This is a genomic window from Novosphingobium sp. 18050, assembly GCF_902706195.1.
GTDB lineage: Bacteria > Pseudomonadota > Alphaproteobacteria > Sphingomonadales > Sphingomonadaceae > Novosphingobium.
Window position 1 is genome coordinate 39,502 of record NZ_CACSJO010000019.1, and the last position, 14,570, is coordinate 54,071.

11 protein-coding genes are annotated in these 14,570 nt (G+C 65.0%); 9 read left to right on the forward strand and 2 right to left on the reverse strand.

Annotated elements, in window-relative coordinates; translation table 11 throughout:
• The first annotated feature begins 9 nt into the window (after positions 1-9).
• The gene (locus GVL61_RS17435; protein WP_159981935.1) at positions 10-708 is read left to right on the forward strand and encodes a M24 family metallopeptidase; all 699 of its coding nucleotides are present in this window, start codon (positions 10-12) and stop codon (positions 706-708) included.
• 3 nt (positions 709-711) lie between these two features.
• Here GVL61_RS17435 and GVL61_RS17440 read toward each other — a convergent pair whose 3' ends face one another.
• Positions 712-2,115, reverse strand: coding sequence for an aldehyde dehydrogenase family protein (locus GVL61_RS17440; protein WP_159981936.1), 1,404 nt, complete (start codon positions 2,113-2,115; stop codon positions 712-714).
• Positions 2,116-2,303: 188 nt separating this feature from the next.
• On the opposite strand from GVL61_RS17440, the gene nhaA reads away from it, so the two are divergent.
• The 3 genes from nhaA to GVL61_RS17455 all read left to right on the forward strand — a co-directional run bounded on the left by nhaA (position 2,304) and on the right by GVL61_RS17455 (position 4,893).
• Complete coding sequence (gene nhaA, locus GVL61_RS17445) at positions 2,304-3,482, forward strand: Na+/H+ antiporter NhaA (protein WP_159981937.1); 1,179 nt, start codon at positions 2,304-2,306, stop codon at positions 3,480-3,482.
• Positions 3,483-3,550: 68 nt separating this feature from the next.
• Positions 3,551-4,045, forward strand: coding sequence for a hypothetical protein (locus GVL61_RS17450; RefSeq protein ID WP_159981938.1), 495 nt, complete (start codon positions 3,551-3,553; stop codon positions 4,043-4,045).
• A 155-nt stretch (positions 4,046-4,200) separates the two neighbouring features.
• Positions 4,201-4,893, forward strand: a complete 693-nt coding sequence (locus tag GVL61_RS17455) for a YitT family protein (RefSeq protein WP_159981939.1) — start codon at positions 4,201-4,203, stop codon at positions 4,891-4,893.
• An 18-nt stretch (positions 4,894-4,911) separates the two neighbouring features.
• On the opposite strand, the gene GVL61_RS17460 is transcribed toward GVL61_RS17455, so the two are convergent.
• The gene (locus tag GVL61_RS17460; RefSeq protein ID WP_159981940.1) at positions 4,912-5,271 is read right to left on the reverse strand and encodes a VOC family protein; all 360 of its coding nucleotides are present in this window, start codon (positions 5,269-5,271) and stop codon (positions 4,912-4,914) included.
• Positions 5,272-5,386: 115 nt separating this feature from the next.
• Between GVL61_RS17460 and GVL61_RS17465 the strand changes: the two genes are divergently transcribed.
• The 5 genes from GVL61_RS17465 to GVL61_RS17485 all read left to right on the forward strand — a co-directional run bounded on the left by GVL61_RS17465 (position 5,387) and on the right by GVL61_RS17485 (position 14,498).
• Entirely contained in the window at positions 5,387-5,929 is a 543-nt protein-coding gene (locus GVL61_RS17465) for an RNA polymerase sigma factor (RefSeq protein WP_159981941.1), read from the forward strand.
• Positions 5,929-6,924 carry a FecR family protein gene (locus tag GVL61_RS17470; RefSeq protein ID WP_159981942.1) on the forward strand — a complete coding sequence of 332 codons (996 nt, stop codon included), beginning with the start codon at positions 5,929-5,931 and terminating at the stop codon, positions 6,922-6,924. Before GVL61_RS17465 ends, GVL61_RS17470 begins: the two co-directional genes overlap by 1 nt.
• A gap of 148 nt (positions 6,925-7,072) precedes the next feature.
• Entirely contained in the window at positions 7,073-10,297 is a 3,225-nt protein-coding gene (locus tag GVL61_RS17475) for a TonB-dependent receptor (RefSeq protein ID WP_159981943.1), read from the forward strand.
• 10 nt (positions 10,298-10,307) lie between these two features.
• Positions 10,308-11,585, forward strand: coding sequence for a metallophosphoesterase family protein (locus GVL61_RS17480; RefSeq protein ID WP_159981944.1), 1,278 nt, complete (start codon positions 10,308-10,310; stop codon positions 11,583-11,585).
• A 351-nt stretch (positions 11,586-11,936) separates the two neighbouring features.
• Positions 11,937-14,498 (forward strand): TonB-dependent receptor, encoded by a 2,562-nt coding sequence (locus GVL61_RS17485; RefSeq protein WP_159981945.1) that lies wholly within the window; start codon positions 11,937-11,939, stop codon positions 14,496-14,498.
• Positions 14,499-14,570: the final 72 nt, after the last annotated feature.

A 14,570-nucleotide genomic window follows, 5' to 3' on the forward strand; every position in this document is an offset into this window, starting at 1 on the left:
AACTGAACGATGCATAGCCCTTTCCCGCCTATATCCGATGCCTTTGCCGAACTGCTGGCGGCGGAACGCAAGGCGCTGGGGCTGCTCGATGCGATCGAGGCGGCTGGGCTGATCGCGCCGGGCCGCAGCGAACTGGAAGTGGAGGGCGACATCTTCACCATCGCGGCCCGTGACTTCGGCGTGACCGAGCATTGGCATGACCGAGTGGTGCGCGCCGGCGTCAACACGCTGTGCGTCGCCGGAGAAGCCGCGCCAGACCGTGTGATCGGCGCTGACGACATGGTGTTCCTCGACCTTGGCCCGGTCTTCGGAGGCTGGGAGGCCGATGTCGGGCGCAGCTATGCCGTGGGCGGCGATCCGCGCAAGCATGCGCTGTGCGCCGACCTTCCGGTAGTGTTCGAGGCCGTCAAAGCGCGCTTCGATGCGGACCGGGACATCACCGGCGCGCAGCTTTACGACATCGCCCACGAGGAAGCGCAGCAGCGCGGCTGGCTGTTCGGCGGCCAGATCGCCGGGCATCTCGTCGGCGAGTTCCCTTATGCGCGCACCCCCGGCGACAAGACCTCGCGTCACATCAGACCGGGCAACAACACTGCTATGCGCGCGCCCGATGCGGCGGGCCTTGCGAGGCATTGGATACTGGAGATCCACCTCGTTTCGCCCGACCGCGGCTTCGGCGGTTTCTACGAACGGCTGCTGGAGGGGTAACGCTTACCCCAGCGCGGCGTTGACGATCCTCGTCTGGGTGAAGTCCTCCATGCCTTCGATGCCCTGCTGGCGGCCGATACCGGACTGCTTGGCGCCGCCGAAAGGCACGTCAAACGGAAGATCGAGGTGCTTGTTGACCCAGACGGTGCCACTTTCGATCCGCGCGGCGACGGCGATCCCGCGCTCCACGTCCGAGGTCCAGACGGTGCCGCCAAGGCCGAAGTCGCTGTCGTTTACGCGGGCGATCGCATCGTCGATGTCGTCGTAGGCGAGGACGGGCAGGACCGGCGCGAACTGTTCCTCGCGGACCAGGCGGGCATCGTCCGGCAGGTCGCGCACAATGGTGGGGGCGATGAAGTAGCCATCGCGCGAAGAAGGCTCGCCGCCCGCGACTATGGTTCCCTGGGCGCGGGCGTCCTCGATCAGGGCCAGCACCTTTTCGAACTGGGCGCGGTTCTGGATCGGGCCGATCGTCGTACCCTGCTCGAGGCCATCGCCGACGACGGCCTCTGCGGCCAGCCGTGCCAGTTCATCGCACAGGGCATCCATCATCGCGCGCGGGGCGTAGACGCGCTTGACGGCCAGGCAGATCTGGCCGGAATTGGTGGTTGCCCCGGCGAAGATGGCGGGCGCGACCTTGGCGATGTCGGCATCGTCGAGGATGATCGCGGCGTCGTTTCCGCCCAGTTCCAGCGTGAAGCGCTTGAGTGTGTCGGACGCGCTTCCCAGTACTTTCTTGCCGGTGGGTGTGGAGCCGGTGAAGCTGACGTGGGCGATGCCGGGATGGGCGCTGAGAAGGGCGCCCAGGTCGTTGCGGTCCACCAGGGTCTGGAACACACCGGCGGGCAGGATGGTGGCGGCCACCTCACCCAGCAGCAGGGTGCTGAGCGGGGTGGTCGGCGCGGGCTTGGCGATCACGGTATTGCCGGTGATGAGTGCGGGGGCCACCTTCAGCATCAACAGAAGCAGCGGGTAGTTCCACGGCGTGATCGCGGCGACGACGCCCAGCGGATAGCGCTGTTCGACGATCCGATTATCGGCGGTTTCGCGCAAGGTGCGCGGTGCCAGTTCCTGCTGCGCATAATAGCCGAGCGCGGCGACCGTGCCCATGACTTCCTGCCGGGCCTGCTCCAGCGGCTTGCCCTGTTCCTTGGTCAGCAGCCGGGCGAAGTCGTCCGCGCGCGCCTCGATGGCGGAAGCAAGCTGCTCCAGATAGCCGCGCCTGCCTGCGTAATCCCGCGCAGCCCACGCCGGAAAGGCGCGCCGGGCAGCGGCGATGGCCAGTTCCGCCTGCGCTTCATCGGCGCGGGGCGCCGCGGCGAAGGTCTGTCCGGTGGCTGGGTTGACGACATCGATGGCCGATGCCCCGTCCACCAGCGCGCCGTCTATCAGGAGCTTGTATTCCATCATCAAAATGCCTTCCTGCTCACGGGCCACGCTTCTAGATCGCGCATCGCGGCCGGTCCACCGCCTCGCGCTATGAAAGGCGATGGACGGGCCAGCAGCGTGGACGGGGGACGCCAGCGCCTTGCGCTCCGCGCCGGATGCGCCATGAAGCTCTGAACGCACAACAATTAAGGGCTGGACCAGCCACCATGATGATTTCCAAGCGCCCGCCATCCGCCCTGCGCGCCTTCCTGCGCAGCGAGGCTGCGGGGGGCATCCTGCTCATGGGGGCTGCGGCCCTGGCTCTTATCGTCGCCAACAGTCCGCTGGCGGACACCTATTTCCACACCCTGCACCTGATGGTCGGGCCGATGTCGCTGGCGCACTGGATCAACGACGCGCTGATGGCGTTGTTCTTCCTGCTGGTCGGGCTGGAGATCAAGCGCGAGTTCGTCGACGGGCATCTCTCCAGCTGGGCGGACCGCGCCCTGCCGGCCATCGCCGCGACGGCAGGCATGATAGTCCCGGCGCTGATCTACCTGGCGATCACTGGGCCGGTGCCGGGTCTGGCGCGCGGCTGGGCGATCCCGGCGGCGACGGACATCGCCTTTGCCATCGGCGTCATGGCGATCCTGGGCAGCCGCGTGCCGGCCTCGCTCAAGCTGTTTCTCACCACGGTCGCCATCGTCGACGACATGGGCGCCGTGGCGGTCATCGCGCTGGCCTATACAAGCGGAATTCACGGCCCCGCGCTGCTGGCGGCAGCCGTCATCATGGGCGTGATGTTCGTGCTCAACCGTGCGGGCGTGCAGAAGCTGTGGCCTTATCTTGGTCTTGCCGTGCTGCTGTGGCTGGCGGTGCTGCTTTCGGGCGTTCACGCAACGATCGCGGGTGTGCTGGCTGCCAGCCTGATCCCGATCCGCGTGACCCCGGGCGCGCCCGACAGCGCGGAATCGCCGCTGCACCGGCTGGAGCATGGTCTGCACAAGTGGGTCGCCTTCGGCATCGTGCCGCTGTTCGGCTTCGCCAATGCCGGTGTCTCGCTGAAGGGGCTGGGCATGGAGCATCTCGTTGCACCGCTGCCGCTCGGCGTGGCGGGGGGGCTGTTCCTCGGCAAGCAGTTGGGCGTGTTCCTGGCTGTGTGGCTCTGCGCGCACTTTGGCATCGCCAAGCGCCCCAGCGGCGCAACCTGGCTGCAGACTTACGGCATGTGCCTGCTGTGCGGCATCGGCTTCACCATGAGCCTGTTCGTGGGCGGACTGGCGTTCAGCGATCCGCTGCTGATCGACGAGGTCAAGATCGGCGTGCTGGGCGGATCGCTGGTGTCGGCGCTGGCGGGATACCTGGTCCTGCGCTTTGCGGCCGCGCGCAACAAGGTTCCGGCCTGAACGTATCCGGCCTTTGCGTAGCAGGGACGGGCTGGCCAGGCGCGAAGCGTTTGGTTAGCTTCGGTCCCATGCTTGCGCGCATTCTGAATTTGACGCTGCTGCCTGCGCTGACGGGCCTGCTGCTTTTCTCCGCCGCGCTGGCGGCCGGGGCCGACGAGGCAGTTGTCCCGCCCGTGGCCGAGGGGGAAGCTACCCGCGTCCTCGACCGTACCGGAGCGCAGCGCCTGCTGGCCAACAAGGGCCTTACCCTGCAGTGGCTGGACTGGAACACACGCGGCACGGCCTATGTCCGGCGCGACGGCGACACCTTGAGGCTGCGCGGTGCGCAGGCCGAGGCGGGCGGGCCGGGGCGCCTGTTCCTCGACGGAACGATCAGCGAGGTTGGCGTTGGCTATTTCACCTTCGACGGCACGATCGAGATCACCGACACGCCCGACAAGGGCCGCTCCTGCAAAAAGACCAAGACCTGGCACTTCGCCGTCACCCAGAACCGCAACTACTACCGTCTGCGCGAGTTCGAGTGGTGCGACGGGCTGACGGACTACATCGACATCTACTTCTGAAGGTTGGTAACGAAAATGCGTACTGGCGCATTTTTCGATCAGCCCGGCACTGCTATCCATGCTATGCGCAATGGCATGATTTCTCTCATCAATGACGGTTCGCGGCCTTGGCCGCTGCGCATTCCCGTGCCGCGCTCATGCTGCGGGGGCATGTGATGGCACAGGGTGAGCGTCCGCACGGCACCTTCGAGGATGCCCTGGCGCTGCTGGTCGGCGGCCTGCTGATCGCGCTGGGGCTTGCGATCCTGAACGCGGCGGGACTGGTGACGGGCGGCATGGCGGGGGTCGCGCTGCTGGTGGGCCATTATCTGCCGCGTGATCTGCAATTCCCGCCGGGCCTGCTTTTCGCTCTGCTGAACCTGCCGTTCCTGGTGCTGGCTTTCCGCGCCATGGGATCGCTTTTCACGCTGCGCACGGTTGCGGGCAGTGCCGCCATAGCGTCATTGTCGATTGCGGTCGGCCATACGCTGGAGTTGCAGGTCCGCGACCCGGCGCTGGCCGCCATCGGCGCGGGCTGCCTGCTGGGGATGGGCACGCTGGCCTTCGTGCGGCACGGGACCGGCGTGGGCGGCATCGGCGTCGTCACGGTGTGGCTCAGCCGCAAGCGGGGCTGGAACATCGGCCGCACCCAGCTGTCGATCGACATCGTGATCCTCGCCGCCGCCACGGCCATGCTGCCGCTGGTCAGCGTGGCCTGGTCGACCCTGAGCGCAGCGTCGATGGGGCTGGTCACCGGGCTATGGCTGCGCCCGGGCCGATACGCCGGGTTTTCGCCGTACACGGTGGATGGCGATCGGTTGAGAGGGGCCCTGAAAAGATCACGGCGCCGGAAGGAAGACCCTTCGTAGAACGCGCCGGCTCATGCTTCAGGCTGGCGGATCGGGTTGCCACAGTTCGATCGGATTGCCTTCCGGGTCGTGGATGCGGGCGAAGCGGCCGACGCCGGGCATGTCCCAGTCCGGGTCGGTGACGACCGCGATCCCGGCAGCGCCAAGCGATGCGCAGAGTTCGTCCAGATCGTCCACGCGCAAGTTGAGCATCCACTTGCGGTCGGCGGCGAAATAGTCGGTGTCGGCGGCAAAGGGAGCGAAAACGCAGGGGCCTGCCTGCGTATCCCACATGCCGTAGGGCGCCGAACCCACGCCGAGGTGACGCGCATACCATGTGCGCATTGCTTCGGGATCTTTCGCGCGAAAGAAGAAGCCGCCGATTCCCGTAACGCCCATTCTTGCCTCCCCGTCATCCCGTAGCTGGGCCCAAGCGTATCATGCAGCGCGGCTATCGTGAAACTGTCATGAGTTGTCATTAACCAGCGCGCTTTTCCGGGGTTTGGGGGTTCGCGTGCTGTCGTCGATCAGGGATTTGGAGGCGCCGCCCGGAACAGCGTCGCGGCAGGACGGGTGGGACGCGGTGCAGACCGCGGTCCAGCGCTATGTCCGAGGGCGCAGCGGCCGCCACGACATCGCCGACGACATTGCGCAGGAGACTGTCGCGCGGCTGGTCGAACTGGGACGCACACAGCAGATCGGCAGCATTTTCGCGCTGGCTTTCCGCATTGCCGACAATCTGATGACCGACATGCACCGCCGCGAAAAGCGCCTCTCCGACGAAGTGGATACGGAGTGGCAGAGCGACGAACCCTCGCTGGACCGGGTGCTTGATTCCCGCCGCGCCGTCGACGTGTTCAACCGCTGTCTGCGGAGGATGCCGCCCTTGCGGCGCGAGGTCCTGATCCGGCGCCGCCTGAACCAGGAAAGCTGCCGGACCATCGGCGAAGACCTGGCAATCAGTGCCAAAGCCGTCGAAAAACACATCACGCGGGGTATGATAGACTTGCGCAAGGCGCTCGAACAGGCCGGCGTCGATCTGGTGGGGCAGGACTGATGGGCAGCGAATTCCACGATATCGACTGGCAGGCTGCCCGCTGGATCGACCGCATGAGCCGCCCAGTGCAGGACGCCGAGATGGCGGCCGAGTTCGACCGCTGGATACTCAAGGACCTGCGCCACATCGAAGCCTATGCGCGGCTGAGTGCGATCTGGCAGTCACAGGGGCTGGCCGAGGGGCTGCATGGCGCCATGACGGATAGCGGAGAGGCGCGCGCCGCTTCGGACGAGCCCGTCGCCTCGAACGACGATGAATACCGGCCGGGCCGGACATGGCGGCAGGCCTTCGCGGGCCGCTGGGCGGGGCTGGGCGTTGCCGCGCTGGCATTCGTGCTGGCCGTGGTCATGGTGCCGCGCCTGATGGTGGAGGAAGCCGCCTTCGCGACGCAGCGCGGAGCGACGCGCCTGGTCGCGCTGTCGGACGGTTCGACGATCCGCATGAACGGCGCCACGCGCATAGCTGTGCGCATTACGCCCTGGTCGCGCCATGTCGCGCTGGAGGCGGGCGAGGCGTTTTTCGACGTTGCGCACGAAAGGCTGCGCGGCTTCTCGGTCGACACCGGGGGCGCCAGCGTTTCGGTGCTGGGCACGGCCTTCGACGTGGACCGGCTCGACGATGATACCCATGTCGTGCAGGTCTATCGCGGGCTGGTCAGCGTGGATGCCGGTGCCGGGCGGCAATGGCGCCTGCCGGCGGGCAGTGGTCTCGAAGTATCGGGTGAGCGGGTGCGCAGCCTGCGCGGCGTGACCGGGCAGCGGCCCGGCTGGACGAAGGGGTGGTACGAGGCGAACGACACGCCGGTGCTGCAACTGGTCCAGCGGCTCAACCGTACTTCGGCCAGACCCGTGGCGCTGTCTGATCCAGCGCTGGGTGAACTGCTGGTGACCGGCCGCTTCCAGACCGACCGTCCGGCTGACGTGCTCGACGCGATCGCAGCGATCCACGACTTGCGCTGGCGGGAAGAGGGCGGCCGCTACGTGCTGTCGCGTTAGGTCGGCTTCGACGAAGCGGCGCGGATCCGTGAGTGTCACAAGAAATTCATCAATAAGACGCGGAAATGTAAGAAAAAATATTTGTCGGGTTTGGGAACTGAACTCCGTCTGCCCCATGATCGGTTTATGAATTAGGGGTAATTCTAATATGTTTCGTCTGAACAGGCCTGTCGCCCGTGCCTCGGCACTGGCGATTGCTTTTGCGACGCTGGCCGGGGGTATGGCCGTGTCGTCCCAGGCTCATGCCGCTGCCGAGCGGAGCTTCGCTTTCTCTATTCCCGCGCAGGACCTGGCCCGCGCACTGCAGCAGTATTCGCGTGTTACCGGCGTGGCCGTGGCGGCTTCGCCCGAGGCGCTGCGCGGTCGGCGCAGCCAGGCGGTATCGGGCACGATGTCGGCCGAGCGGGCGCTTGTCCAGCTTGTCGGCGGCGCCAATGTCGACACGCAGCGCCGGGGCGGCACGATCATCGTCAAGCCTCTGGCCGCCAAGGCCCGCCCTGCCGCGATGAGCGCCGAAGCGCCGCGCTCCGAAAAGCGCCCCAAGGCCCGCACGACCCGCGTCGCCGAAGCCACCGACGAGATCGCCGACGGCGAGATCGTCGTCACCGGCTACGTCGCGGCGGTGCAGCGCTCGCTGGAGACCAAGCGCAAGAGCGACATGATCTCGGACAGCATCACCGCCGATGACATGGGCAAGTTGCCCGCCAACAACGTTTCCGAAGCGCTGGCCCGTCTCCCCGGCGTCAACGCGGTGCGCAGCGCCAGCACGGGCGAGGGCGACCGCATCACCGTGCGCGGCCTGTCCACCGAGTTGAACAACTACTCGATCAACGGCGTGCGTCTGGGCGGCGCCGGTTCGCGCGACAACAACTTCTATCGCGGTGTGCGTCTCTCGGTCCTGCCGCCTGACGGCATCAAGCAGATCACCGTCTACAAGACCCTGACGCCCGACCGCGACGGCGATGCGCTGGGCGGCTCGATCGACATTTCCACGCCGACTGCCTTCGATCAGGACCCGACCTACTTTCGGCTGTCGGGCGAAGGCGGCATGCTCGACAAGTTCGATCACCGCAAATACGGCCAGCTCTCGGGCGCCTTTTCGCGGCAGTTCAACGATAGCTTCGGCATTTTCGTGTCGGGCAGCTACAGCCGCCGCAAGTCGCAGTTCGAGAAGAACGGCGTGGACGGCGATAACCAGCCCGACACCTGGTACGACAACAGCGAGACGCTCGGCTGGGATCCCGACCACTTCGTGATGCGCGGCATGGACCTGGGCTTCGGCGAAACCGACGTGAAGCGCTGGGGCGGCAACACCAGCCTCGACTATCGTTCCGATAACCACGACTTGCACGTTCGCGGCCAGTACAATCAGTACCAGAAGAAGGAATTCCTCAACCGCCTGAACTTCCGCAACGACACCGGCAAGAACTCGGCGCGCCTGTCGCAGGTCAACACCGACGATACCAGTCTGGCCGCGCCGGATGACAGCATCGTCGGTCATGACGCCAAGCTGGGCAATATCTACGGCTATACCGTTGGCCAGATCGTCGACCGTGACGGCGACGGCCTGATTACCGACGCCGATCGTTCGGCCAAGTCGTTCTACACGCTAAACGGCGGATCGGGCACCTGGGATCCGCAGGGCTTCCGCTTGCGCCGCTTCTGGGAAGCGACCAACGAAACCGGCAACCTGGCCTCCGCCAACATCGGCGGCGTGTCGCGGCTGGGCACGGTGACGATCGACTACGACGTCTCCTACTCTCAGTCGAAGGACGACCTCGACGACGGCTACACGATGGAATTCCGCAGCGACAAGTACGGCTGGCTCGGCAACGAGGGCGTGTACTTCGACAGTTCGGCGGACTCGCGCTTTCCCAAGTGGCTCCTCACCGACGCCGGCATGGCGGGCGTGCAGGACCCGTCGCAGTACGCTTTCAGCAGCCTCGAAGGCGAAGTGGGCGGCTCCAGCGAGAAGTTGTGGCAGGCCCAGTTCAACGTGGCGTGGAAGCCCGATATCTCGTGGCTGCATTCGATTAAAGCGGGCGGCAAGTTCTACGATTCACAGCGCCGCACCTATCAGGGTTCGTTCCTCAACCTCGATGCCGACGGCACCCTTGCCGATTTCTCCGACTTCTACGGCAAGAACGTAACCAGCCTGTTCGGCGGCGCTTACTCCGGGCAGTACCAGCTCGGCACGACGATCGACAACGAGAAGATGCTGGCCGAACTGCAGGGCGCCAAGGACGGCAACAGCACGATCTTCGACGGCTTTGCGGTCGATCCCTCGCAGGCCGAACTCTCCGACGAGGACAGCTTCCGCTTCAACGAGCGGGTGGTCTCCGGTTATGCGATGGCCACCGCGCGCTTCGGCAAGGCGCAGGTCATCGCCGGCGTCCGTGTCGAAACCACGCGCAACAAGATCGAGGCCTACAACCTCGATCAGGTGCTGGGCATGCGCTACACCACGGACCGTTCCAGCTTCACCAACGTGCTGCCCTCGATCCACGTAAACTACGATTTCGACGCGCGCACCAAGCTGCGCGGCGCGGTGTGGACCAGCTTCGCCCGCCCCGACATCGCCCGCATGAGTTCCGCGCGCGAATATGCCTACGATGTCGATCCTGATGGCGACGGCACGCAGAACCCCACGTCCGACTGGGTGCTGCTGGCGATCCAGCAGGGCAACCCGAACCTCAAGCCGATGCGTTCGGTCAACCTCGACATGTCGCTGGAGCACTATGCCGGCAACACCGGGGCCTATTCGGTCGCGCTGTTCTACAAGCACATCACCAACTTCCTGTTCCGCTCCTCTTCCAGCAACATCCGCGACGGAACGCTGGGTGAGAACGTCGATCCCTCCGGCGTTGCGATTTCCATGCCCAACAACGGCAAGTGGGCGGAAGTCTACGGCGTGGAAGTAAGCGTCCAGCAGCAGCTGCACTGGCTGCCGGGCCTGCTGGGCGGACTGGGCGTGGGCGGCAACGTGACCATGCAGCGCTCCAAGGCGGTGACCGGCCTGTCATGGCACCCGGAAGGTTACACCCTGCCGCTGATGGAAACGCCGGACAACATCGTCAACCTGCAGCTGTTCTGGGAGCACAAGGGGTTCGAAGTTTACGGCGCGTGGAATTACCAGTCCAAGTTCATGGGCGGCATCAACGACTTCGGCAACAACCCGTATGAGCAGGCCTACAGCTTCGTCGACCTGACGTTCCGCAAGACCTTCCTGAAGAAGTCCTCGGTCCAGCTTCAGGTCCAGAACCTCTTCGATGCGCATACTTACTGGGAAACCGTCTCGTCGGGGCAGGGGGGCAGCCGCGGTTACGTAAAGAACGGCCGGACCATCTCGGTCGGCTTCAACGCGATCTTCTGAGGAAACTGATATGAAGACGATCCTCGCCGGTGCCCTGCTGCTGGGCGCCGCCTTTCCCTTCGCATCGGTGGGGGCGGCTGACGTCCCTGCCGCTCCGGTTTCCGCACCGCTCGCTCCGGCGACGGTGGTGCCGGAGCGGGTGATCCTCAACCTCACCGCCGACCCGGCGACCGAGATGGCCGTGACCTGGCGCTCGGCGCCGGGGCTGGCCGGACAGGTGCAATATGCCAGGGCCACGAGTAGCCCGGATTTCGTGAAGTCGCCCATGACGCTGGCCGCCGTGACCGATGATGCGACGCTGCCCGTGCGCGAAGACCCGGCGTTCCGCGCCGCCTACCACTCCGCTGTGCTCAAGGGGCTGGAGCCGGACACCGTCTACGCCTACCGCGTGGGCGACGGCGCCCATTGGTCCGAATGGCTGCAGTTCCGCACGGCAGCAAAGACGAACGCGCCGTTCCGCTTCATCTACATGGGCGACATGCAGAACCAGATCCTGTCCGAAGCCTCGCGCACCTTGCGCATGGCGTTCCGGCACGCAGGGGACGCCGCTTTCGTGATCCACGCGGGCGACCTCATAAACCGGCACGACAGCGATGCCGAATGGGGCGAATGGTTCGCCTCGGGAGGGTTCCTCTATGGCCAGACGCCGCAGATGCCCACGCCCGGCAACCACGAATACGTCAAGGACGAGAAGGCCCGCGCCGGTTCGTCCATCAACGGGCAGTGGCGCCGCCAGTTCACCCTTCCGGAAAACGGCCCGGTGGACGTCCCCGCTGCCCGCGAGACCAACTGGTACACCGATTATCAGGGCCTGCGCCTGATCTCGATCGATTCGATGCAGGTCGACCGCGATCCCGTCGCCCGCAAGGCGATCGTGAAGTGGCTGGACGGGCTGCTGGCGAAGAACCCCAGCCGCTGGACGGTGCTGTTCCTGCACTTCCCGCTGTTCTCCAGCGAGCCGGGCCGCGACAATCCGAAGGTCCGCGCGGCGCTGAAACCGCTGATCGACAAGTACAAGGTCGACCTCGTGCTGCAGGGCCACGACCATGGCTATGCGCGCGGCGCGATCGGGCCGGACGGGCCCACCACGGACGATGCCGGGTCGACCTACGCCGTCTCGGTGGCAGGGCCGAAGATGTACGATGTCGGCTCTCTGCCCTGGGCGAAGAAGTCCGCCTCGCGCACGCAGGCATACCAGGTGATCGACGTGGACCAGCAGAAGCTGGTCTACCGCGCCTTCACCGCGACGGGCGAGGCGCTCGACGAAGTGACCGTGACCAAGCACTGAGGCTGGCTGCGCAATCGTTCGGTTAAGGCTGCGCTCTCATTGCGAGTGGCGCAGTCGCGGGCCAATCCGAGGTGGTGCGACCGCCCCGGATTGGCCCGTTCGTCGTTCCACTGCCGGCCGGGGCCGTGGGCGAAGGCAAGTGTTGCTGCGCAGCAACGCCTGGCGACATCAATAATGATGCAATGCGGCATTGTCTTGAAACCGTCACGGGGATTTGATTAAGCGTGCCATGGCAGCGGGTTACAGGCTGCCAATGAAGACGACCGTTGGCGGACGGTGCTTCCAGAAGTCTGGAGTTCCATTTCGCTCAGTGCTCTGCGGGGGCGGGCACGCAATCAAGGTCGTATCCCAATGCATAAATACCGTCTTCTCGCCGCCACCGCGGCGAGCGTTGCCGTCGCCTGCGCGCTCGGCTCCGCCCCGGCGCTTGCCCAGTCGACCGGTTCGCTCGATTTCGAGAATTCCGAGATCGTCGTAACCGGTCAGGTGCAGAACGGCGTCGCCGGCGTGCAACTCCCCAACACTCCCAAGGCCAAGCAGGTCCTCACTCAGGAAGTGATCGGCCGTGAGACGCCGGGTCAGTCCGTCGACGACATGATCAACCTTATCCCCGGCGTCAGCTTTCAGAGCAACGACGGCTACGGGTCTTCCGGCGGTACGCTGATGATCCGCGGCTTCGACGACAGCCGCATCTCGCAGACCTTCGACGGCATCCCGCTGAACGATACCGGCAACTACGCGATCTACTCGAACCAGATGCTGGACCCCGAGCTGATCCATAACGTCAACGTCAACCTGGGCACGACCGACGTCGATTCGCCCACCGCATCGGCTTCGGGCTCGACGGTGAACATCCGCTCGATCGACCCGGATCATGAGTTCGGCGCGCGCATGGTCGGCACACTGGGCGACTACAACAAGATGCGCATCTTCGGCATGATCAATACCGGCGACCTGAATTCGTCGGGCACCCGGGCGTGGTTCTCGGGGTCGAAAGATACCTACGACGTCGCCTATGGCGGCATCGGCAAGATCGACAAGACGCAGTTCAACGCCAAGATCTACCAGCCGCTGGGCAACAATGGCGACTTTATCTCGCTGGCTGGCCACTACAACGTCAACCACAACAACTACTTCCCCTCGGTGCGCCTGGTGACCGATGCGGCCGTGGGCAACACCGGCGTCAATTCCAGCAGCTCGGGCCGTTTCCCGCTCAGCAAGGACGAGCGTGACGATTACAGCCTCAGCCCCTGCGGAGTGTCGGCGGGCGTCAACGGCCATGCCGATGCGGCCGACAGCTGCGGCACCTCGTGGGAGTGGCGCTACAACCCGTCGCGCACCTGGAATATCCGCATGAACTCGAAGTTCACGCTGAACGACCGCCTGACCCTGACCGTCGATCCCTACCTCCAGTACACCAACGCCAACGGCGGCGGCACGGTATCGGCAAAGGAAGGCAGCAGCAGCACCGGGCTGACCGGGTACATCGGCGGCACGCCCTACTTCGGCGGCGTCGACCTCAACGGGGACGGGGATACGCTCGACACCGTGACGCTTTCGGCGCCGAGCCAGACCGAGACCTGGCGCATGGGTGTGCTGGCCTCGCTGATCTACGACATCAGTGACACCCAGCGCTTTCGTGTGTCCTATGCCTGGGATCGCGGCCGTCACCGCCAGACCGGCGAACTGGGCTATCTCGCCGCGAACGGTATGGCCGCTTCGTACTTCAATAACGATGATCCGCTCAGCGATGTCGACGGCAACGTCCTGCAAAAGCGCGACCGTCTTTCCTATGCGATCCTGCATCAGGTTTCGGGCGAATATGCTGGCGAATTCGGTAGCCTGCACGTCAACGCCGGGCTGGCGCTCAAGTACTTCAAGCGCAATCTGACGCAGAACTGCCTTACCACCAGCGCCAGCGGCAGCGTCAGCTGCTTTGGCAGCAATTCGGCCGACGAAGCCGCATATGCAGCCACCCTCACCACTTATGCAGGCCCCGTGAACAAGACGTTCTCATGGACCCGCGCACTGCCGAACATCGGCGTGACCTATGATTTCACGCCGGCGGTCTCGCTCTTTGCGAACTACTCGAAGGGCATCCAGGTGCCCGGCACCGACAACCTCTACAACTCGTTCTACTTCGACGGCGCGAACGCGGCGAAACCGGAAACCACCGACAATTTCGACCTCGGCCTGCGCTACCAGAGCGGCATTCTCCAGGGTTCGCTCGGCGGTTGGTACACCAACTTCGCCGACCGCCTGTCCTCCGCCTATGACCCGGATTCGCAGACCTCGATCTACACCAACCTCGGCAAGGTCGAGCGCTACGGCATCGATGCCAGCCTGGCGGTAAAGCCGGACAGCCACTTCTCGGCCTACGTGTTCTATTCGTATCTGTGGTCGAAGATTAAGGACGACATCGCCGGCGGTGTCTGCGGCAGCAGCACCAATGCGGTCACCGGCACGCTCAATCCGATCGGCGCTTCCGGCTGCTCGGTTGCAGGCGATACCTATTACTACTCGACCAAGGGCAACATGGAAGGTGCGGTCCCGCACTACACCCTGGGCGGCCGTATTACGGGTGAGTTCGGTCCATTGTCGGTGGGCGTCGAAGCCAAGCGCACCGGCGCGCGCTATTACAACGATTCCAACTCGGCGGTGTACAGCAGCGCAGGCGTGGAACTGTTCGGTGCCAAGGTCCCGGCCTACACCCTCGTCAATCTCGACGCGCGCCTGAATGCCGAGTTCCTGGGACTGGGCAAGAAGACCTACCTGCAGTTCAACGTCACCAACCTGTTCGACAAGTTCTATGTCGGCGGGTTCGACGATGCGGGCATCAATCCGACCTCGACGATTTATGCCTATATCGGCGCACCGCGCACGATGTCAGGTTCGATCAACATGCAGTTCTGATCGAAAAAAGGGCCTCCCGCGCGGGTATGCGCGGGAGGCCCCGGTATCGTCATGAACGGGCGGGCAGGGGCA

Excerpts from the sequence above, each read along its gene's own strand:
- GVL61_RS17470 (WP_159981942.1), top strand. The coding sequence starts at position 5,929 with ATGGGCAGCGAATTCCACGATATCGACTGGCAGGCTGCCCGCTGGATC.
- GVL61_RS17460 (WP_159981940.1), bottom strand. The coding sequence starts at position 5,271 with ATGGGCGTTACGGGAATCGGCGGCTTCTTCTTTCGCGCGAAAGATCCC.
- GVL61_RS17455 (WP_159981939.1), top strand. The coding sequence starts at position 4,201 with ATGGCACAGGGTGAGCGTCCGCACGGCACCTTCGAGGATGCCCTGGCG.
- GVL61_RS17450 (WP_159981938.1), top strand. The coding sequence starts at position 3,551 with ATGCTTGCGCGCATTCTGAATTTGACGCTGCTGCCTGCGCTGACGGGC.
- GVL61_RS17475 (WP_159981943.1), top strand. The coding sequence starts at position 7,073 with ATGTTTCGTCTGAACAGGCCTGTCGCCCGTGCCTCGGCACTGGCGATT.
- GVL61_RS17485 (WP_159981945.1), top strand. The coding sequence starts at position 11,937 with ATGCATAAATACCGTCTTCTCGCCGCCACCGCGGCGAGCGTTGCCGTC.
- GVL61_RS17440 (WP_159981936.1), bottom strand. The coding sequence starts at position 2,115 with ATGGAATACAAGCTCCTGATAGACGGCGCGCTGGTGGACGGGGCATCG.
- GVL61_RS17435 (WP_159981935.1), top strand. The coding sequence starts at position 10 with ATGCATAGCCCTTTCCCGCCTATATCCGATGCCTTTGCCGAACTGCTG.
- GVL61_RS17480 (WP_159981944.1), top strand. The coding sequence starts at position 10,308 with ATGAAGACGATCCTCGCCGGTGCCCTGCTGCTGGGCGCCGCCTTTCCC.
- nhaA (WP_159981937.1), top strand. The coding sequence starts at position 2,304 with ATGATGATTTCCAAGCGCCCGCCATCCGCCCTGCGCGCCTTCCTGCGC.